General features: G+C 40.3%; 18 protein-coding genes. 9 read left to right on the plus strand and 9 right to left on the minus strand.

The genetic code is table 11. The annotated features are described in order from the left end of the window. Positions 1-67: 67 nt before the first annotated feature. On the minus strand, positions 68-1,249 hold the full coding sequence (gene purT / locus NYR63_RS05755; protein ID WP_279456660.1) for a formate-dependent phosphoribosylglycinamide formyltransferase: 1,182 nt from the start codon (positions 1,247-1,249) through the stop codon (positions 68-70). 112 nt (positions 1,250-1,361) lie between these two features. After that, entirely contained in the window at positions 1,362-3,836 is a 2,475-nt protein-coding gene (gene plsB, locus NYR63_RS05760; protein ID WP_279456661.1) for a glycerol-3-phosphate 1-O-acyltransferase PlsB, read from the minus strand. Positions 3,837-3,992: 156 nt separating this feature from the next. Between plsB and lexA the strand changes: the two genes are divergently transcribed. From lexA to NYR63_RS05800, 8 genes are all read left to right on the plus strand, one after another. After that, positions 3,993-4,625 carry a transcriptional repressor LexA gene (gene lexA, locus NYR63_RS05765; protein ID WP_005608326.1) on the plus strand — a complete coding sequence of 211 codons (633 nt, stop codon included), beginning with the start codon at positions 3,993-3,995 and terminating at the stop codon, positions 4,623-4,625. Between the two features lie 50 nt (positions 4,626-4,675). Continuing rightward, the gene (mutH, locus tag NYR63_RS05770; protein ID WP_279456662.1) at positions 4,676-5,356 is read left to right on the plus strand and encodes a DNA mismatch repair endonuclease MutH; all 681 of its coding nucleotides are present in this window, start codon (positions 4,676-4,678) and stop codon (positions 5,354-5,356) included. Between the two features lie 84 nt (positions 5,357-5,440). After that, positions 5,441-6,172 (plus strand): TerC family protein, encoded by a 732-nt coding sequence (locus tag NYR63_RS05775; RefSeq protein WP_279456663.1) that lies wholly within the window; start codon positions 5,441-5,443, stop codon positions 6,170-6,172. 114 nt (positions 6,173-6,286) lie between these two features. Continuing rightward, complete coding sequence (nagZ, locus tag NYR63_RS05780) at positions 6,287-7,324, plus strand: beta-N-acetylhexosaminidase (protein ID WP_279456664.1); 1,038 nt, start codon at positions 6,287-6,289, stop codon at positions 7,322-7,324. 81 nt (positions 7,325-7,405) lie between these two features. Continuing rightward, entirely contained in the window at positions 7,406-8,581 is a 1,176-nt protein-coding gene (gene rlmC, locus NYR63_RS05785) for a 23S rRNA (uracil(747)-C(5))-methyltransferase RlmC (RefSeq protein WP_279456665.1), read from the plus strand. Between the two features lie 207 nt (positions 8,582-8,788). Then, positions 8,789-10,099 (plus strand): phosphopyruvate hydratase, encoded by a 1,311-nt coding sequence (gene eno / locus NYR63_RS05790; protein ID WP_005597992.1) that lies wholly within the window; start codon positions 8,789-8,791, stop codon positions 10,097-10,099. 78 nt (positions 10,100-10,177) lie between these two features. Beyond that, positions 10,178-10,807, plus strand: coding sequence for an NUDIX hydrolase (locus tag NYR63_RS05795; RefSeq protein ID WP_279456666.1), 630 nt, complete (start codon positions 10,178-10,180; stop codon positions 10,805-10,807). 14 nt (positions 10,808-10,821) lie between these two features. Next, entirely contained in the window at positions 10,822-11,232 is a 411-nt protein-coding gene (locus NYR63_RS05800; protein WP_126375013.1) for a DUF2251 domain-containing protein, read from the plus strand. 58 nt (positions 11,233-11,290) lie between these two features. Here NYR63_RS05800 and recQ read toward each other — a convergent pair whose 3' ends face one another. The 5 genes from recQ to NYR63_RS05825 all read right to left on the minus strand — a co-directional run bounded on the left by recQ (position 11,291) and on the right by NYR63_RS05825 (position 16,222). Next, positions 11,291-13,099, minus strand: coding sequence for an ATP-dependent DNA helicase RecQ (gene recQ, locus NYR63_RS05805; RefSeq protein ID WP_279456669.1), 1,809 nt, complete (start codon positions 13,097-13,099; stop codon positions 11,291-11,293). An 84-nt stretch (positions 13,100-13,183) separates the two neighbouring features. After that, positions 13,184-13,489, minus strand: a complete 306-nt coding sequence (gene cyaY, locus NYR63_RS05810) for an iron donor protein CyaY (RefSeq protein ID WP_279456670.1) — start codon at positions 13,487-13,489, stop codon at positions 13,184-13,186. A gap of 8 nt (positions 13,490-13,497) precedes the next feature. Then, the gene (locus NYR63_RS05815) at positions 13,498-14,274 is read right to left on the minus strand and encodes a glycosyltransferase family 25 protein (RefSeq protein WP_279456671.1); all 777 of its coding nucleotides are present in this window, start codon (positions 14,272-14,274) and stop codon (positions 13,498-13,500) included. A gap of 34 nt (positions 14,275-14,308) precedes the next feature. After that, positions 14,309-15,358, minus strand: coding sequence for a tRNA (adenosine(37)-N6)-threonylcarbamoyltransferase complex transferase subunit TsaD (gene tsaD, locus NYR63_RS05820; RefSeq protein ID WP_279456672.1), 1,050 nt, complete (start codon positions 15,356-15,358; stop codon positions 14,309-14,311). Between the two features lie 87 nt (positions 15,359-15,445). After that, positions 15,446-16,222 (minus strand): outer membrane protein assembly factor BamD, encoded by a 777-nt coding sequence (locus NYR63_RS05825; RefSeq protein WP_279456674.1) that lies wholly within the window; start codon positions 16,220-16,222, stop codon positions 15,446-15,448. A 152-nt stretch (positions 16,223-16,374) separates the two neighbouring features. On the opposite strand from NYR63_RS05825, the gene rluD reads away from it, so the two are divergent. Next, positions 16,375-17,352 (plus strand): 23S rRNA pseudouridine(1911/1915/1917) synthase RluD, encoded by a 978-nt coding sequence (rluD, locus tag NYR63_RS05830; RefSeq protein ID WP_279456675.1) that lies wholly within the window; start codon positions 16,375-16,377, stop codon positions 17,350-17,352. A gap of 41 nt (positions 17,353-17,393) precedes the next feature. Here the strand turns inward: rluD and NYR63_RS05835 are convergent, their stop codons facing one another. Further along, complete coding sequence (locus tag NYR63_RS05835) at positions 17,394-18,107, minus strand: YwiC-like family protein (protein WP_279456678.1); 714 nt, start codon at positions 18,105-18,107, stop codon at positions 17,394-17,396. A gap of 61 nt (positions 18,108-18,168) precedes the next feature. Continuing rightward, positions 18,169-19,143, minus strand: coding sequence for a 6-phosphofructokinase (pfkA, locus tag NYR63_RS05840; protein ID WP_279456680.1), 975 nt, complete (start codon positions 19,141-19,143; stop codon positions 18,169-18,171). Positions 19,144-19,177 lie beyond the last annotated feature (34 nt).

A 19,177-nucleotide genomic window follows, 5' to 3' on the forward strand; every position in this document is an offset into this window, starting at 1 on the left:
TTTTGCAAATTTGACCGCTTGTTATTTGGTGAAATGGAAAAATATGTAACTTTTGTCTATTAAACCATTAAAGCTGTACCGCTAATTTTGCATAGGCTCGTTCGGCTTTTGCCAAGGCTTTTTCCGTGTTCTCATCACGGGCTAAGATAACCCCCAAGCGACGGTGACCGTTTACTTCGCCTTTACCGAATAAACGGATATTCGTACCGATTTCTTCTAACACTTTATCAAGATTACCGAATCTCACATTATTTGATTTGCCTTCAACTACAATCGCCTTGGAAGCTGCCGGGCTAATTTGATAAATTTCCGGAATCGGTAAGCCTAAAATCGCACGAGCGTGTAAGGCAAACTGAGAAAGCTCTTGCGAAGCCATGGTGACCATTCCCGTATCATGCGGGCGAGGCGAAACTTCATTAAAGATAATTTCATCACCACAAACAAACAATTCCACACCGAAAATACCACGTCCGCCTAGTGCGGTTGTAATTCGCTCTGCCGTTTCTTGCGCACATTTTAACGCGAGTTCGGACATCGCTTGCGGCTGCCAAGATTCACGATAATCGCCATCTTCTTGACGATGCCCGATTGGTGCTAAGAAAGACGTGCCGTTTACGTGACGCACGGTTAATTGCGTGATTTCATAATCAAATTTGATAAAGCCTTCTACAATCACACGTCCGCCGCCGGCGCGTCCGCCTTCTTGTGAATAATCCCACGCTTGCTGAATCTGATCTTCGGATTTGATCACCGATTGTCCGTGACCGGACGACGACATAATCGGTTTAACCACACACGGAATACCAATCTCATTAATCGCCTGTTTAAAATCTTCCAAATTATCTACAAAACGGTAAGGAGAGGTTTTTAAACCGAGTTCTTCTGCCGCTAAACGACGAATCCCTTCACGGTTCATCGTTAATTGTGTTGCTTTTGCGGTCGGTACAACGTTATAACCTTCCTGCTCTAACTCAACGAGTGTTGCCGTAGCAATCGCTTCAACTTCCGGCACGATAAAATCCGGCTTTTCTTGTTCCACTAATGCTCGTAATGCTTCTCCATCTAGCATAGAGATTGTATAAGCTCGGTGTGAAACTTGCTGTGCAGGTGCATTTTCATAGCGATCCACCGCGATCACTTCTACGCCTAAGCGTTGTAATTCAATTACAACTTCTTTACCTAACTCTCCGGAGCCAAGCATCATTACTTTCGTCGCATTCGGTCTTAATGGTGTGCCAATTGTGGTCATTTTTTCTTCCTCTAAAGCTAAAGCAATCGTTTGCGCAAATTATATAATAAAGCGGTAAGGTTTTGTGAAAATTTTGTAAAACCTTACCGCTTGTTATTTAGATATTAAAAAACTATTCCGTTTTTTCCGTTACGACTTCTGTCGTTTTGGCTTCCGTTTCAGTATTTTCAATTTCTTCTACTTTTTCCATTGCACCTTGAATAGTGAGTTGTACTTCAACCGAAATAAGCGAACGTAATATCTCTTCCGCTTCCTTCGCTTTCTCCATAATGCATTTTCCTTCACTATCAAAATAGCCTTGCGCTTTTAAGCTCGCACTAAAGGTTGAAAATAGTGCCTTATCGAAAAACTCAGGAGCGTTAATGCCGTGTAATACCGATAAACGTTGCGCAATTGAGCGGCTCTCTTTTTCTAATGCCGCACGGCTGATTTCCGGATGTTCAAGCAGAATACTCAAACTAATATAGTAACGTTGTAGAATCTCACGTACGCCCGCCGCATGCAATTGCAAAGCACGAACGCGTGCACGATTGATTTGTAAAACGTCACTCTCGTATTTCACAATACGCTGTGAAGCGAATTCCGTTAAAATCGCTTCAACTTGGTTTCTGACGTCATTCTCTTCAAAATGAAGAAATAATTCCGCTTTCAAGAACGGATAAATACGATTAACCGTTTTAATAATCAGATCTTTCGATACCGACTCATGGTGCAAAATAATACTTGCAACAAGTGAAGGCAACACAAATAAATGCTGAATATTATTGCGATAATAAGTCATTAGCACGGCTGATTCTCGATCTAAACGAATCATTTCACCAAAACTATCTTTCTCACTAATTACACCGGAACGAGGTAAAGTCAGCACATGCTCAAGCATTTCCTCCGCACTTTCGCTCGGCACGATCACATCATCGGAATAATTGACACGCTTAAACAACTGCAAATAGCTATCGACTTGTTCAATCAACTGTTCCCGAGCTAACGCACGTTGGCGTGAAGCAAGCAAGACGGAACCAATCAAATTTTTCGCATTAATTGCCGCCGCTTTATTGATATTTATCATTACTTGATGCGCTACCGAATCGACCGCTTCATTCAACCATTTTGGTCGGCTGTCTTCAGATTGCGTATCTTTCCATTCCGGGAAATACTGATTTAAATAGTTATTCACTTGAATCGGCTCGGCAAAATTCACATAGCATTGCCCTAAGTTTTTCAGCTTTTTAATCACACGCAGTACTAAACCGGCATTTTCTTTTTCTTTTGCCGCACCGCGTAACTCTTTGGCATAAGTATCCACTTCCAATACGTGTTCATAACCGATATACACCGGTACGATACTAATCGGGCGAGTTAGACCGCGTTGCAATGCTTGCAATGTCATCGACATCATACCTGTTTTCGGTTCGAGTAAACGTCCGGTACGAGAGCGACCACCTTCAATAAAGTATTCGACCGAGTATCCGCGATAAAAAAGCTCCGCCAAATATTCACGGAAAATCGTCGAATATAAGCGGTTACCTTTAAAAGTACGACGGATAAAAAACGCTCCCCAGCTACGGAAAATCGGACCTGCCGGAAAGAAATTCAGATTAATCCCCGCAGCGATATGCGGCGGAACTAAACCTTGATGATAAAGCAAATATGAAAGCAATAAATAATCCATATGGCTACGGTGACACGGTACATAAACGATTTCATGTCCTTCTAATGCCAATTTACGTACTCTATCGCCGTTCTGTACATTAATACCTTGGTAAAGTTTATTCCATAACCAACTGAGAATACGATCCGCAATACGTAAGCTTTCATGGCTTACATCAGCTGCGATCTCATTCACAATTTTTTCCGCTTCTTGACGAGCTTTTTCTATAGGAATTTTCTTCGTTTTCGCTTCTTCTTCAATGGCACTTTTAATCGCCGGTGATTGAATAATTTTATTAAACATCGCTTGACGATCAGGCAATCTAGGCCCCATGGCGGAATAACGTTGCTTCGCAAAGTGAATTTTTGCCACTCGTGCCAATTTTTGTGCGATTCCTTCATCGGCACCGTGTTCTGCAACCATATATTTCAACGAAAGAGCTTGAGAAAAACGCACAAAGTTATCGCGCCCAAACCAAATCATCGAAATAATGCGTTGGAAACTACTCATTAAACGCAAATGAGGTTCCGATTCTTTCCCCGGTGAGCGTCCCCATAGCACGGAAACCGGTACTAATTGAACGTCAAGCGATTCATTATTTCGATGTAAATCCAAATAACGATAAAAGATCGCTTCCGTTTCGCTTTTCGCTCCCTTTGATTTAAAAAAGCGACGTCCTTCATCTAAAAATACATAACGAGGTAAAGATTGACCGTTTAATTCATTATTCTGTAACGGATCAGGTAAATTAAGTGCCAAACAGTTTTTTTGCAGAATCAATAAATCGGTTTGAGAGGTATAAGGTAAAACATAAATAATAGGTTGTGCTAAGTTCAGGCTAAGTTCCTTGACCGGATCGGTTGGAATAGCTCGAGATTTAACCAGTAATGAAAGCGGAATATTTAACGCTTTACGATAAAAATTTAAGAGGCTAGACATTTTAATATCCTTAATTGTTATGGTTTATGCCGTCTAAAGTATTTCGCCCGCAGTTTATCATAAATTTGTGAAAATTTTCTGAATTTATCTAGTTACAAATAAAAAATTACTGTATATAATAACAAAAAATCTGTATATAAAGACAGCGAGGAAAAAATGTCACGTAAACACTTAACTGCTCGTCAGCAAGAAATTTTTGATTTTGTCAAACATCATATTGAAACAACAGGTATGCCGCCGACGCGCGTTGAGATTGCACGAGAAATCGGTTTTAAATCGCCGAATGCCGCTGAAGAACATTTAAAAGCATTAGCGCGTAAAGGCTACATCGAAATGCTTTCCGGAACATCGCGCGGTATTCGTATTTTAGTTGATAATGAAGAAACTGCGGCAAATGACGACGGTTTACCTTTAATCGGTAAAGTGGCGGCAGGTACGCCGATTATGGCGATTGAACACGTTGAGAGTCATTATCCGGTAAACGGTGCAATGTTTAATCCGAACGCAGATTACTTACTTAAAGTAAATGGCAACTCAATGGAAAAAATCGGGATTTTAGACGGCGATTTACTTGCCGTACATAAAACAAATTTTGCGCGTAACGGTCAAGTTGTCGTTGCACGAGTTGATGATGAAGTTACGGTAAAACGTTTAGAGAAAAAAGGCGATCTTATTTATCTTCATCCTGAAAATGACGAACTACAACCGATTATTGTGGATCCTCGTATCGAATATATCGAAATTGAAGGAATTGCAGTCGGCGTTATTCGTAACAATGCTTGGATGTAAATTTATCAGGGAGAATGAACCGATTATTCGTTCTCCTTTTATTATGTTTAATGAAACTTTCAACCTTTTCACATTCCGAACAAGAATTGCTTGAAAAAGCAAATTGGTTAGCCGGTTTTACCCTAGGTGAAATAGCGCAGCAATTAAACATTGCTGTGCCGTTAGATCTCCGCCGAGATAAAGGCTGGGTCGGTCAATTAATCGAAACCGCATTAGGTGCAAAAGCAGGCAGCAAGCCGGAGCAGGATTTTGCTCATTTAGGCATTGAACTTAAAACCATTCCGATCAATCACAAAGGGTTTCCTTTAGAAACAACCTTTGTCAGTTTAGCACCTCTTACACAAAATACCGGTATTACTTGGCAAACATCGCACGTTCGTCATAAATTGCAAAAAGTGTTATGGATTCCAGTGCAAGGCGAAAGGCATATCCCTGTCGCTGAACGCCATATCGGGCAACCTATTTTGTGGACACCATCGTTTGAGCAAGAACAGCAGTTAAAAAATGACTGGGAAGAATTAATGGAATACATTATTTTCGGACGCTTAAACGAAATCAATGCCACGTTGGGCGAAGTGATGCAATTACGCCCTAAAGGTAGGAATAGCCGCTCACTCACTACAGCAATTAATCAGCAAGGCGAACGAATTCAATCTTTACCGTTAGGCTTCTATTTACGTAAACAATTTACCGCCGAAATTTTACAGAATTTTTTACGTTCTCCCCTTTAATTTTTACTTCACTATCGCTATGATCAGCTCCTTTTGGATATAGGTAATAATCTATTAAATTCTCTCTTTTTAAAAGGACATTTTATGTTTGATTGGATTGCCAATCCCGAGGCATGGGTTGCGCTATTAACCCTTACCGGGCTTGAAATCGTATTAGGTATTGATAATATTATCGTTATCAGTATTTTAGTTTCACGTCTTCCGATTCACCAACGTCAATCAGCCCGTATTATCGGTTTGGCTCTTGCAATGGGTACTCGTATTCTCTTATTACTTTCCCTTGCATGGATGATGAAATTAGTCGATCCGCTCTTTTCAATTGCAGGAATGCCTATTTCCGGTCGAGATTTAATTCTTTTAATCGGTGGTATTTTCTTAATTGTTAAAAGTGCAATGGAATTAAAAGAATCCATTGCGGCGGAATCTCATGACGAAAAACAAGAATCAGAGAAAAAAGCAAGTTTCTTAATGACGCTTGTTCAAATTGCTATTTTCGACGTAGTCTTCTCGCTTGACTCGGTCATTACTGCGGTGGCAATGGCGGACGATATTCCGGTGATGGTAATTGCAATTATTATTGCCGTGGGTGTTATGATGTTGGCTGCAAAAGCAATCGGTGATTTTGTCGATAACAATCCGACCATTAAAAATCTTGCACTCGCTTTCTTAATTTTAATCGGTGTGGTGTTAGTCGGCGAAGGCTTTAACATTCATATTCCAAAATCAGCGGTTTATACCGCAATGGGCTTCTCCGTTGTCGTAGAACTGTTAAATATTAAAATGCGTAAGAATCAAGCAAAACACGCTAAAGCATAATTAATCGGCCCTTGATGAAAATCAGGGGCTTTTTTAATGTAAAATAAAACATCCTTATTTTATTGCAAGCGGTCAATTTTTTGCCGAATTTTGCAATGTTTTCTATTAAAAGCTATGTTACTGATTGATATAAAAGATAAAGAACTCAGCCAAGAAGAGGTTGAAATCCTTGAGCACCCTCTCGTATCCGGATTAATTTTATTTAGCCGTAATTTTTACGACAAAGCTCAACTGGAAGCCTTAGTAAAAGCTATTCGCCAGCGAGTAAAAAAACCGTTACTGATTACCGTTGATCAAGAAGGCGGTCGAGTACAGCGTTTCCGTGAAGGCTTTACTAAATTACCGGCAATGCAAGCCTTCCATACACTTGCAAAAAATCCGCAAGAATCGACCGCTTTAGCCCAACAAACCGGTTGGTTAATGGCGGCTGAAATGTTCGCCTTAGATATTGATTTGAGTTTTGCTCCAGTCTTAGATTTAGGTCATCAATGTAAAGCAATTGGTGATCGTTCATTCGGTGAAAATCCGAATATGATTCTGCCGATCGCCGAAGCCTTTATTGACGGTATGAGAGAAATGGGGATGGCGACCACCGGTAAACACTTCCCCGGTCACGGACACGTATTAGCCGATTCGCATCTAGAAACACCGTTTGACGATCGTCCGAAAGAAGCGATTTTCAACCATGATATTTTGCCGTTTAAGCAACTTATTTCAAAAGGTAAACTGTCTGCAATTATGCCGGCTCACGTGGTTTATACGGAATGTGACAACCACCCGGCAAGCGGTTCGGAATATTGGTTAAAACAAGTCTTACGTAACCAACTTAACTTTAACGGTGTTATTTTTTCCGATGATTTAGGTATGAAAGGGGCCGGATTTATGGGTAGTTTTGTGGAACGTTCTGAGAAAGCGATTCACGCCGGTTGTGATTTACTGCTGCTCTGTAATGAACCGGAAGGGGTCGTCCAAGTATTAGACGGTTTAAAATATCAACCGACTAAAACGCAAACCGAACGCCATATTTCCTTGATGAAACGCAAAACGGTAAGTTGGAACGAACTGGAAGCAAGCCCTCGTTATCAGCAAGCACAGCAACGTTTAACCGCATTACAAAACGAATGGCTTGAATATAAAGCACAACATTGCTAATCATCACTCATTTTCATAGGGCATAAATACTCTTAATGCCCTAAATAAACGAATAAAAAATATCTCTTACTCTTTAATAAAATGATCTTAAATTGCCCGCATTTTCAACAGCAAAATTGTGTTTCATGCCAATGGCTAGAGAAGCCGTATGCTACACAGCTTATAGATAAAGAAGCCGATCTTAAGCGGTTAATTTCACCTTTTATTTTGCAAAATTTCACCGAAATCTTACCGCCGGTTCAATCTCCGCAAGCTCAATTTCGTAATAAAGCGAAAATGGTGGTATCCGGCAGTGTCGAGCGTCCGATTTTAGGCATTTTAAAAGATCAAACTGATCCGCAAAGTGGTATTGATCTGTGTGATTGCCCACTTTATCCTACTGAATTTGAAACGTTTTTTCCGATTTTGAAAAATTTTATCGCTCGAGCCGGACTCGTACCTTATAACATTTCGAAAAAGAAAGGCGAATTGAAGTATATTTTGATTACGCAAAGCCAATACAACCAGTCCGTTATGCTGCGTTTTGTGCTAAGAAGTGAGCAAAAACGACCGCTTGTCGAACGTGAATTGCCGAATTTATTAGTTAAACTGCCGAAAGATTCCGTAGTGAGCTTAAATATCCAGCCGCAACACGCTGCGATTTTAGAAGGTGAAACCGAAATTTTCCTTACCGAAAAAACCACGATTGAAGAAAACTTTAACGACATTCCGTTATTTATTCGTCCGCAAGGCTTTTTCCAAACTAATCCGAGTGTCGCTAGTCAGCTTTATGCTACAGCGCAAAACTGGGTAAAAGAGTTACCGATCCAACAATTTTGGGATCTGTTCTGTGGTGTGGGTGGCTTTGGTTTACATTGTGCCAAAACGTTACAAGAGAAGAATGAAAATGTTCAATTAACCGGTATTGAGATTTCCGCCTCGGCGATTGCCAGCGCTACTCAATCCGCCGAGCAATTACAACTTAAAAATGTCACATTCGCTTCGCTTGACTCGGCACAATTTGCGCTAAATGAGAAAGGAATAATACCGGATCTTGTGATCGTAAATCCGCCTCGCCGCGGTATCGGCAAACCACTTTCGGCGTTTTTAAATCAATTAGGTGCACCTTATTTAATTTATTCAAGCTGTAATGCTAGAACAATGGCGCAAGATTTTGAAGCCTTAAGTAATTATTCACTCCAAAAGGTGCAATTATTTGATATGTTTCCGCATACATCTCACTATGAAGTTCTCACCTTTTTAGTGAAGAAAGCGTAACTTTTCCTACCTTAATATCGGTAGGCGTTTATATTTTTGGCAAAATCTAGGTATAATTAAATCGTTTTAGTTTCATTTATCCGTATTCGATCAAAGAAGTGCTAGATTTTGTGAGCTAAATCACTTTTCTACAAGACAAATACGTAAAATGTCTTTACTATATCACTATTCTTTTTTTCATTAACTCTCAATTAGAGGATATTAACAATGGCTAAAATCGTTAAAGTAATCGGTCGTGAAATCATCGACTCACGTGGTAACCCAACTGTTGAAGCGGAAGTTCACTTAGAAGGTGGTTTCGTAGGTTTAGCAGCTGCTCCATCTGGCGCATCTACCGGTTCACGTGAAGCATTAGAATTACGTGACGGAGATAAATCACGTTTCTTAGGTAAAGGTGTATTAAAAGCTGTTTCTGCAGTAAACAACGAAATTGCACAAGCTATCTTAGGTAAAGACGGTTCTGCTCAAGCTGAAATCGACCAAATCATGATCGATTTAGACGGTACGGATAACAAATCTAAATTCGGTGCAAACGCAATCTTAGCAGTTTCTTTAGCAACCGCTAAAGCGGCAGCGGCATCTAAAGGTTTACCGTTATATGCTTACATTGCAGAATTAAACGGTACTCCGGGCGTATATTCAATGCCGTTACCAATGATGAACATCATCAACGGTGGTGAACACGCTGATAATAACGTTGATATCCAAGAATTCATGATTCAACCGGTTGGTGCATCAACATTAAAAGAAGCACTCCGTATCGGTGCCGAAGTATTCCATAACTTAGCGAAAGTATTAAAATCTAAAGGTTTAAATACAGCTGTTGGTGACGAAGGCGGTTTCGCTCCGAACTTAGCATCAAACGCAGATGCATTAGCATGTATCAAAGAAGCGGTTGAAAAAGCAGGTTATGTTTTAGGTAAAGACGTAACTTTAGCAATGGACTGTGCATCTTCTGAGTTCTACAACAAAGAAAACGGTTTATATGAAATGAAAGGTGAAGGTAAATCTTTCACTTCTCAAGAATTTACTCACTACTTAGAAGGTTTATGCAACGAATACCCAATCAAATCGATTGAAGACGGTCAAGACGAATCTGACTGGGAAGGTTTCGCATACCAAACTAAAGTTTTAGGTGGCAAAATCCAATTAGTTGGTGACGACTTATTCGTAACTAACACCAAAATCTTAAAAGAAGGTATCGAAAAAGGTATCGCAAACTCAATCTTAATCAAATTTAACCAAATCGGTTCTTTAACTGAAACTTTAGCAGCAATCAAAATGGCTAAAGATGCCGGTTACACAGCAGTTATCTCACACCGTTCTGGTGAAACTGAAGATGCAACTATCGCTGATTTAGCGGTTGGTACGGCTGCAGGTCAAATCAAAACCGGTTCTATGAGCCGTTCAGACCGTGTTGCTAAATACAACCAATTAATCCGTATCGAAGAAGCATTAGCGGCAGCAGGTACACCTGCACCATTTAACGGTTTAAAAGAAGTTAAAGGTCAAGCGTAATCTTGTTTGATTCGTAAGTAATAAATGCCACAGAAATTTCTGTGGCATTTTTGTATATACTTTCACTGAGAATTAAATATGCAAGAAGTTCTACTTTCCGAGCCATGGCTAAAGTGGGCGATTGAAATCCAAAGTATCGCACAAAACGGATTAACTTATACGACGGGAGTTTATGACCGTGAACGCTATGAGCGTTTACGAGAAATTTCAGCTGAAATGTTAAGTTATAAAACAGATATTCCCGTTGAGAAAATCAAACTACTCTTTTGCAATGAAGAAGGTTATCAAACACCTAAGATTGACACGAGAGCCGCTATTTTTAAAAACGGACAAATTCTGCTGGTACAAGAAAACGACGGCCGATGGGCATTACCCGGAGGGTGGATTGATGTATTGGAAACAATCAATTCCAACACGATAAAAGAAGTGAAGGAAGAATCCGGTTTAATGGTAAAAACGCAATTTATTATTGCAATTCACAATCAGCATCGTCGTAATGACCCGAATTACCCTTATAGTGTGTTAAAAACCTTTGTGATGTGCGAGTTACTTAGCGGAGAATTTGTAGAAAACAGTGAAACAATTGATTCACAATATTTCTCACTTGAGAACCTTCCGTATCTTGCTCAAGAAAAAAATAGCAAAGCACAAATTGCTTTATGCTTTGAAGCTCATCAAAGTACCACTTGGCAAACTCAATTCGATTAAATAGAGGAAAGATAATGTTATATTCTGTTCTAACCGACCAATTACTTATCGGTCAAGGCTACCGTAACGGTGCCCATTCTACACAACACGAACAGCTCGTCGTGATGTTTGAAGATGACGGCGAAACCGGTTATTTTTATGCGATGGATTTACATCAGACAGAAAATCCTGTGGTGGACAGCTTATTTGTCTATAGCAAAGCGGATATTGATGAGAAAACCTTAACGGAACCTCGCCGCTTAGAAATCTGCTGGTCGGAAAACGGCTATCAAGCGTTTTTATTACTAAACGGCTATCCGCACGCGGCTTTTGATTTTAGCCAATTTGTCGGCTATAACCACACGAAATTTCCTCAACCGGAATTAGACAGTATGTGGGTTCACAAAGAAACTAATGCCGAATTAGTAGAAAAGTGGCTAGGCTAATAGCTGAACAAGCGGTTAAATTTTGCGAAATTCTTACAAAATTTAACCGCTTGTCTGCTTACTGGCGATTGCTACAATGTTCTCGAATCAAACTTAAAAACGCACCACCAAAACGTTCTAATTTACGTTCCCCTACTCCGTTAATATCCAACATTTCCACCTCGCTAAGCGGTAAAAATTCCGCCATTTCTTGCAAAGTCGCATCATTGAATACCACATAAGGCGGGATATTTTCTTTATCGGCAATTTGCTTACGTAGAAAACGCAGACGAGCAAATAAGTCTTTATCATAACGAACCGAAGTCTGTTTCTGTACATAAGCCGTTGCCGAAAACGTCAAACGAGGCATCGCTAATTCGAGTTTCTGTTCGGAGCGTAACACCGGCCGAGCCTCTTCCGTAAGTTGTAACGCCGAATGATTCACAATATTTTGGCGTATTAATCCCAAATGAATTAATTGACGAATAATACTTAGCCAATAATCTTGGCTTTGCTCCTTGCCGATGCCGTACACTGAAAGCTGATCATGATTAAACTGGCGAATTTTTTGATTATTTAAGCCTCGTAATACACCAATCACATGATGCGCACCAAAAGTTTGCCCGGTACGATAAATCACTGACATGACTTTTTGTGCATCTAGCGTACCGTCATATTTACGAGGCGGATCTAAACAAATATCACAATTTTTACACGGCTCTTGGCGTGACTCACCAAAGTAATTCAACAGTACTAACCGGCGACAGGTTTGTGATTCGGCAAAAGCACCTATTGCTTGTAATTTATGTTGCTTTATATCGCGCTGTTCACTTTCCGGCTCTTCCAGTAATACTTTTTGTAGCCACGCATAATCGGCAGGATCATAAAATAATACCGCTTCGGAGGGTAAATCATCACGTCCTGCACGCCCAGTTTCTTGATAGTAAGATTCGATACTGCGCGGCAAATCGAAATGCACGACAAAACGCACGTTCGATTTATTAATCCCCATCCCAAAAGCAATAGTAGCAACCACAACTTGAATATTATCTCTCTGAAACGCATTCTGAACCGTTTCACGCTGCTGAACCGACATTCCGGCGTGATAACCCATCACCGAAATCTTACGCGCCGCCAGTTTTTCAGTAATCTCTTCCACTTTTTTTCGGCTATTACAATAAACGATACCACTTTTGCCTTGCTGTTTACTGATAAATTTCGCTAATTGCTCCATCGGCTTAAATTTTTCTTGCACCGTATAGCGAATATTCGGGCGATCAAAACTCCCTAAATAAGTATGCGGATCGGTTAAACGTAGGTGTTGCAGAATATCGTGACGGGTAGTTGGATCTGCGGTGGCCGTCAGTGCCATTAACGGCACATTCGGAAAGGTATCACGTAAATTACCTAATAAAGTATATTCTGGGCGAAAATCATGTCCCCATTGCGAAACACAATGAGCTTCATCCACCGCAATAAGACTAATTTTGCATAACGAAATAAAATGGAAAAAGCCTTGAGTCATCACTTTTTCCGGCGAGAGATACAGTAATTTTAGCTGGCCGGAAAGGGCTTTCTGTTCAACTTGTTGCTGCTCTTCAAACGTTTGAGTGGAGTTTAGGAAACCAGCTTCGATACCATTGGTCAGTAACTGATCAACCTGATCTTTCATCAAGGAAATCAGCGGAGAGATCACTAGCGTAATACCGTCTAAGCAAAGTGCCGGTACTTGATAACAAAGCGACTTACCGCCGCCGGTAGTCATAATCACAAGACAATCTCTTCCCGCCAAAACCGAATCGATCACTTCTTGTTGTCCGTGACGAAAAGATTGATAACCGAAGACGTTATTTAATACGTCTTTGGCGGCTGTTTGAGATAATTGCATTATGATTCCAATAAGATAAGCGAAAAAGGAAATAGACAAGCGGTCAAATTTGCAAATTTTTTTACAAAAACGACCGCTTATTGATTAGAAGCTGATTTGTTCGCCATGACGAGCAAAAGCCTCTTCAAGATGCGTCCAGAAAGAACGTCCTTCCGCAGTAACCCATTCACCGTCACTGTAAGCGAAATGGAAGCCGCCTAATTTACTGGCAAGCCATAACTCTAACATTGCTTCTTGTTTATTGATGATAATTTGCGACTCATCATCAAAGGTTAAAGTACATACCGCACCTTGAATTTCGGTATCGACGCTTAAACCTTCGTCATCAATTTTTTCTTCGATTTGTTGCCATACTTGTTCAACTTTTTGATGGAATTCTGCTACGTTCATAGGGTCCTCTATTTAAAGTAAATTTTCTTTCTCTTAAGTTGTAAAAAGGGTCTTTTGAGTTCTTTAATGAATTTTTTAAAGGGGGTGAGTTTTTGCTTTCCTATTTTATTCGTGCAACGAACATCTCGCTCGTCTTTTAACGCACTCTTAAAATGAGTCTTTTTATTTAAAATAAAATCTTGAATACAAATAGCCGGATTCATTTGTAAAACAAGATAATCTTTATTTTTTAATAATGCCTCAAAAATAAGATCATCAATCGGTATTGATAAATGATAAACCTTAAGTTGCTCTAAAATATAATGAATACCTTTTCTAGAAACAATATAACCTGCCGCACCGACGTGTTTAGATTTTAATTGATAAAATTTTCGATCTAAATAAGTTATTCTAGGAAAAATAGACATATCGGCACGATAAAAATGCTGTTCCAGCTTTAATATATCCATATCCTGCGGTAAATAATGCGTTTGAAGTAATGCTTGCGCATTTTCACCTAAATAAATGTCGTCTTCAAAAATGGCAATGTAATCTAAATTCCGCTCTTTAGCTAAACGCCATAGTGCAATATGACTTAATGCACAAGCTATTTCACCTTTGGTCAAAGGGCTTGTCGCAATATCAATACCGAATTCTTGCGCTTTTTGTGCGATTAAATCGGGGGTAATCGCATCAAAAAACACGAAAGGAATATGCTGTTTGGCAAATTCCGACGTAATATGATTTCGACGTTGTAAATTATTTTTGAGACTAATAACATAGTTGTGCAATTCCATACTTTGCATAAGATTCCATCCTTAGAAAATAAAGCAAAATTTCTTACATTGAACCGCCTGTTATTGAAATTTCAGGAAGTTCAGTCATATTCCAGCGCGGCTTTACGCTTACGCTCAAATCGGTGGTTTCACCGTTTTTTAAACGCAAAAAGCCGGTATAAGCAATCATTGCACCGTTATCGGTACAAAATTGCGGGCGAGGGTAATACACCTCACCTTTTAAGTTTGTCATCATTTCGGCTAAATCGGCTCGTAATTGTTTATTGGCACTTACACCGCCCGCCATCACAAGACGTTTATAGCCGGTTTGCTGTAAAGCACGCTTACATTTAATGATAATAGTATCAACCACCGCTTGTTGGAAAGCATGAGCAATATCACAGCGAGTTTGTTCATCCAACTTGCCATTCTCATCTAAATGAGCATTAACCGTATTCGCCGCAAAGGTTTTTAAACCGGAAAAGCTAAAATCCAGCCCCGGTCTATCGGTCATCGGACGAGGGAAAACAAAACGATTCGGCGTACCTTTCTCGGCTAATTGCGATACTGCGACACCTGCCGGATAATCTAAACCGAGTAATTTGCCGGTTTTATCGAAAGCTTCACCCGCCGCATCATCAATCGACTCGCCTAAAATTTCGTACTGTCCGACACCATCTACTTTGACTAGTTGTGTATGCCCGCCTGAAATCAGTAACGCCACAAATGGAAATTCCGGCGGATTGTCTTCCAACATCGGTGCCATTAAATGACCTTCCATATGATGTACCCCAAGTGCAGGCACTTTCCAAGCGTAAGCAAGCGAACGAGCGATAGTCGAACCGACCAATAATGCTCCGACCAAGCCCGGACCTGCGGTATAAGCCACACCGTCAATATCATCTGCGGTTAAATTCGCTTCTTTCAACGCTGCTTGAATAAGCGGTAATGTTTTACGGATATGATCACGAGAAGCCAGTTCCGGCACGACACCACCGTAATCCGCATGCATTTCGATTTGGCTATAAAGTTGGTTTGCTACCAAACCCTTATGTTCATCATAAATTGCCACTCCCGTTTCGTCACAGGAAGTTTCAATACCTAAAATTCGCATATTTTCGTCTTATTTATGAAATGGGAAAGGGGCATTATTTAAAAATAACGCCCCTAGGATTGCTAAATTTTTACTAAAATCAACCGCTTAGAATTGTTCGCCGTATTCAGGTTTACTGACTTCAGGGAAAGATTTATCTTTATTCGCTTCGATCAATGCCGCCACTTTTTCTGCAGAATCTTTAACACCCATTTGTTCATAGGCTTTTTGCATATAAGAAAGTGCTTGATAAGTCGGTTTACTGTCCGGATAGAAACGCATCATTTCTTCCACTCGGTTTACTACCGCAACATAAGCTTCTCGCTCATCATAAAATTTCACGATGGACAATTCGTGCTCAGCCATACGATTAATTAAATACGCCATCCAATTCTGCGCATCTCGCACATACTGGCTTTGCGGATAATGTTGCACAATGGTTTGGAAACTGCCGTACGCATTACGTACGCTGTCTAATGCGCGAGAAGCACGATTTACTCCAAAAAAATCTTGGATAAAATTATCGCCTAAGCGAGCATTACTTAAACCGGCTAAATAATAAACGTAATCCATATTTGCACTATTCGGATAAGCCCGAACAAAACGTTCCGCCGCATCTAACGCTTTATAATACTCCCCCACTTTATAATTTGCGAAAATTAAACTTAGTTGGGTTTGTTCGCCGAACGTACCTTGCCCGCCCTTTGTACCAACCGCATCTAAATAACGAATCGCCGAATTATAATCGCCGTCTTGTAAATAGGTTTGACCTTTGGTGTAGAGATCTTGTGCCGATGCTTCTTCTAATTCTTTATTCGCACTTGAACAGCCTACAACTAAAAGTCCTGCTAATACAAGAGAAGCAAGAGAAGTAAATTTACGCATATGATTTTACCTATAAAAAAGTGTGTGCAATGAAAAGTTAATGTACAATGGTTTGGTTTGACCGATGGCACTTTGCTAAGTTCATACAGATATGTCTTATTTTATAGAACATCGCTAAATAAGCAACAAACAAATTTTGGAATTTATATTTAATGACTCAACAAATGACATTAACGGCGGAAGTAACCGCCGACTTATTAGGCTGTCGTCTTGACCAAGCCCTCGCTCAGCTTTTCCCCGACTATTCTCGTTCTAGAATAAAAGTTTGGATTGAGAGCGATTTAGTAAAAGTAAACGGCGTAGTGGTAAATAAAGCCCGTGAAAAAGTTTTCGGCGGCGAGCAAGTAGAAATCCAAGCGGAGATCGAAGAAGAAATCCGTTTCGAGCCGCAAGATATTCCGTTGAATATCGTATATGAAGATGATGATATTATCGTAATTAATAAACCGAAAGATTTAGTTGTTCATCCGGGTGCCGGCAATCCGGACGGTACGGTACTGAATGCACTATTACATTACTATCCGCCGATTGCTGAGGTGCCTCGTGCAGGTATCGTGCATCGTTTGGATAAAGACACAACCGGTTTAATGGTAGTGGCGAAAAACATTCCGGCACAAACCCATTTAGTAACCGCATTACAAAAACGCCGTATTACGCGTGAATACGAAGCGGTAGCAAGCGGGGTGATGACACAAGGCGGTAAAGTGGATGAGCCGATGGCACGCCATCCAACCAAACGTACCGCAATGGCAGTACACCCGATGGGTAAACCGGCGGTTACCCATTATCGTATTATGGAGCGTTTCCGTAACTATACTCGCCTACGTTTACGCTTGGAAACCGGTCGTACTCACCAAATTCGCGTACATATGGCGCATATTGCTCATCCGCTATTAGGCGATCAACTCTATGGCGGTCGCCCTCGTCCGCCGAAAGGGGCAAGTGAGGAATTTTTAGCTGTATTACGCGGTTTTCAACGCCAAGCATTACACGCAACTATGCTACGTTTAGAACATCCGATTACCGGCGAATTAATGGAATGGCACGCTCCGTTGCCGGACGATTTTGTTGAATTAATCGAAGCCTTAAAAGCCGATTATCAACTTTATAAAGACGATTTGGACTATTAATGTAAAAAGTCTGTAGCCTTGAACGGTTACAGACTTTTTGTTTATGGCGAGTACATCAAACAGATAAAGAAAATAAAAACGGTAATAAATTCTAACATACCGATTTGCTTCACGTTTAAGCCGAAACTTGGTATCAGCGCAGCACGTATAAATCCGATTAAATAGGCAAAATACAGTCCTTTATAACCTAAAAACCAATAAATCACCGCTAACAATAAATGTAAAGCAAGGCTTAACTCCATAAATAACGGATTTCTTCTCTCTCGCACCATACTTTTTACATAAAAAGTTGTAGCAATGAAAAACAATGTCGGGTGAATTAAAACCGCCCAATCATATCCCCCACCGATTAAATAACCGCTTGCCACACCAATCACACCAAAGGTTAGAATACCGGCAATATCGTTATTTAAATGACGTTCGTCTTTTTGCTTTGCATAATAAGTTTGTACCAAGCCAAGCGGTAAAATAATCAACAAAAATTGCAAAATACCCGGTTTATGTATCACTACCGGCAAAGCAAAACATAGACTTAAAGTAAAATAAATGATTGCCCATTTTTTATTACGAGCGGTCGTTTTTTTGCTAAATAATGCAAGATAAGGATATGAGAAGAGATAAAGAAATAACCAAGAAAGGGCAAACCAAAGATGAAGTAAACTAAAACCACTTTTAAATCCGGCATACAAAAACGGCACAAATGCCATCACTAACGCACCGTGCTGATTTGAAATAACCGGTTTATCTTTTAGCATAACGTATCCTTACATAAAACAAAAGGCGACTAAAATAGTCGCCTTTGTATTCTAAGGAAAATTAAAATAATTTTCTAGCCGCTTCAAACAGTTCTTCTTTGAACGGACGACGCATATTGTTGATCGCATCAATAATATCATGGTGTACCAAATTTTCATTTTTGATACCAACGCAACGACCGCCGTAACCTTGTAATAAAAGATCTACCGCATATACGCCCATACGAGAAGCTAAAATTCGGTCGAACGGACAAGGCGCACCGCCGCGTTGAATATGGCCTAACACGGTTGCACGGGTTTCATGGCCGAAACGATCTTCAATTTCTTTTGCAAGAGCTTGAACGTCCGTCATCAATTCGGTAATTGCAATAATTGCGTGACGTTTACCTTTACTGAAACCGTCTTCGATATTACGCATTAACGATTCTTTATCTAGACCTTTTTCCGGCACGATAATATATTCACAACCGCTTGCCAATGCCGCGCTAATGGTTAAATCTCCACAGTGACGTCCCATAATTTCTACGATAGAAATACGTTGATGTGAAGTCGAAGTATCACGTAAACGGTCAATCGCTTCTACTGCCGTTTCTAATGCGGTTTGATAACCGATAGTGTAATCAGTACCTACAATATCGTTATCAATCGTACCCGGAATACCGATACACGGATAACCGAATTCTTCGGTTAAAAGTTTAGCCCCCATATACGAACCGTCACCGCCGATAACAACCAACGCATCAATATTATATTTTTTAAGCGTTTCTACTGATTTTTTGCGCACTTCAGGATCTTTAAATTGCGGGAAACGCGCCGAACCTAAGAAGGTACCGCCACGATTGATGGTTTCCGACACGGAACGTCTATCAAGCGGAATTACTCGGTCGGTATATAATCCGTAGTAACCGTCTTGAACACCGCATACTTCTAAGCCTTCGTTTAATGCGGCACGCACCACACCGCGAATCGCAGCATTCATACCCGGTGCGTCACCTCCACTGGTTAGCACGGCAATTTTTTTGATTTGTTTAGCCATTTTTGACACCTTTTGCTATAAATTTAAATTTTAA

It is taken from the genome of Actinobacillus genomosp. 1 (genome assembly GCF_029774175.1).
In the GTDB taxonomy this organism is placed as follows: Bacteria; Pseudomonadota; Gammaproteobacteria; order Enterobacterales; family Pasteurellaceae; genus Actinobacillus.

Bases quoted from the DNA above. Each gene is read 5' to 3' on its own strand.
- purT (WP_279456660.1), bottom strand. From the start codon at position 1,249: ATGACCACAATTGGCACACCATTAAGACCGAATGCGACGAAAGTAATG.
- plsB (WP_279456661.1), bottom strand. From the start codon at position 3,836: ATGTCTAGCCTCTTAAATTTTTATCGTAAAGCGTTAAATATTCCGCTT.
- lexA (WP_005608326.1), top strand. From the start codon at position 3,993: ATGTCACGTAAACACTTAACTGCTCGTCAGCAAGAAATTTTTGATTTT.
- mutH (WP_279456662.1), top strand. From the start codon at position 4,676: ATGAAACTTTCAACCTTTTCACATTCCGAACAAGAATTGCTTGAAAAA.
- NYR63_RS05775 (WP_279456663.1), top strand. From the start codon at position 5,441: ATGTTTGATTGGATTGCCAATCCCGAGGCATGGGTTGCGCTATTAACC.
- nagZ (WP_279456664.1), top strand. From the start codon at position 6,287: ATGTTACTGATTGATATAAAAGATAAAGAACTCAGCCAAGAAGAGGTT.
- rlmC (WP_279456665.1), top strand. From the start codon at position 7,406: ATGATCTTAAATTGCCCGCATTTTCAACAGCAAAATTGTGTTTCATGC.
- eno (WP_005597992.1), top strand. From the start codon at position 8,789: ATGGCTAAAATCGTTAAAGTAATCGGTCGTGAAATCATCGACTCACGT.
- NYR63_RS05795 (WP_279456666.1), top strand. From the start codon at position 10,178: ATGCAAGAAGTTCTACTTTCCGAGCCATGGCTAAAGTGGGCGATTGAA.
- NYR63_RS05800 (WP_126375013.1), top strand. From the start codon at position 10,822: ATGTTATATTCTGTTCTAACCGACCAATTACTTATCGGTCAAGGCTAC.
- recQ (WP_279456669.1), bottom strand. From the start codon at position 13,099: ATGCAATTATCTCAAACAGCCGCCAAAGACGTATTAAATAACGTCTTC.
- cyaY (WP_279456670.1), bottom strand. From the start codon at position 13,489: ATGAACGTAGCAGAATTCCATCAAAAAGTTGAACAAGTATGGCAACAA.
- NYR63_RS05815 (WP_279456671.1), bottom strand. From the start codon at position 14,274: ATGCAAAGTATGGAATTGCACAACTATGTTATTAGTCTCAAAAATAAT.
- tsaD (WP_279456672.1), bottom strand. From the start codon at position 15,358: ATGCGAATTTTAGGTATTGAAACTTCCTGTGACGAAACGGGAGTGGCA.
- NYR63_RS05825 (WP_279456674.1), bottom strand. From the start codon at position 16,222: ATGCGTAAATTTACTTCTCTTGCTTCTCTTGTATTAGCAGGACTTTTA.
- rluD (WP_279456675.1), top strand. From the start codon at position 16,375: ATGACTCAACAAATGACATTAACGGCGGAAGTAACCGCCGACTTATTA.
- NYR63_RS05835 (WP_279456678.1), bottom strand. From the start codon at position 18,107: ATGCTAAAAGATAAACCGGTTATTTCAAATCAGCACGGTGCGTTAGTG.
- pfkA (WP_279456680.1), bottom strand. From the start codon at position 19,143: ATGGCTAAACAAATCAAAAAAATTGCCGTGCTAACCAGTGGAGGTGAC.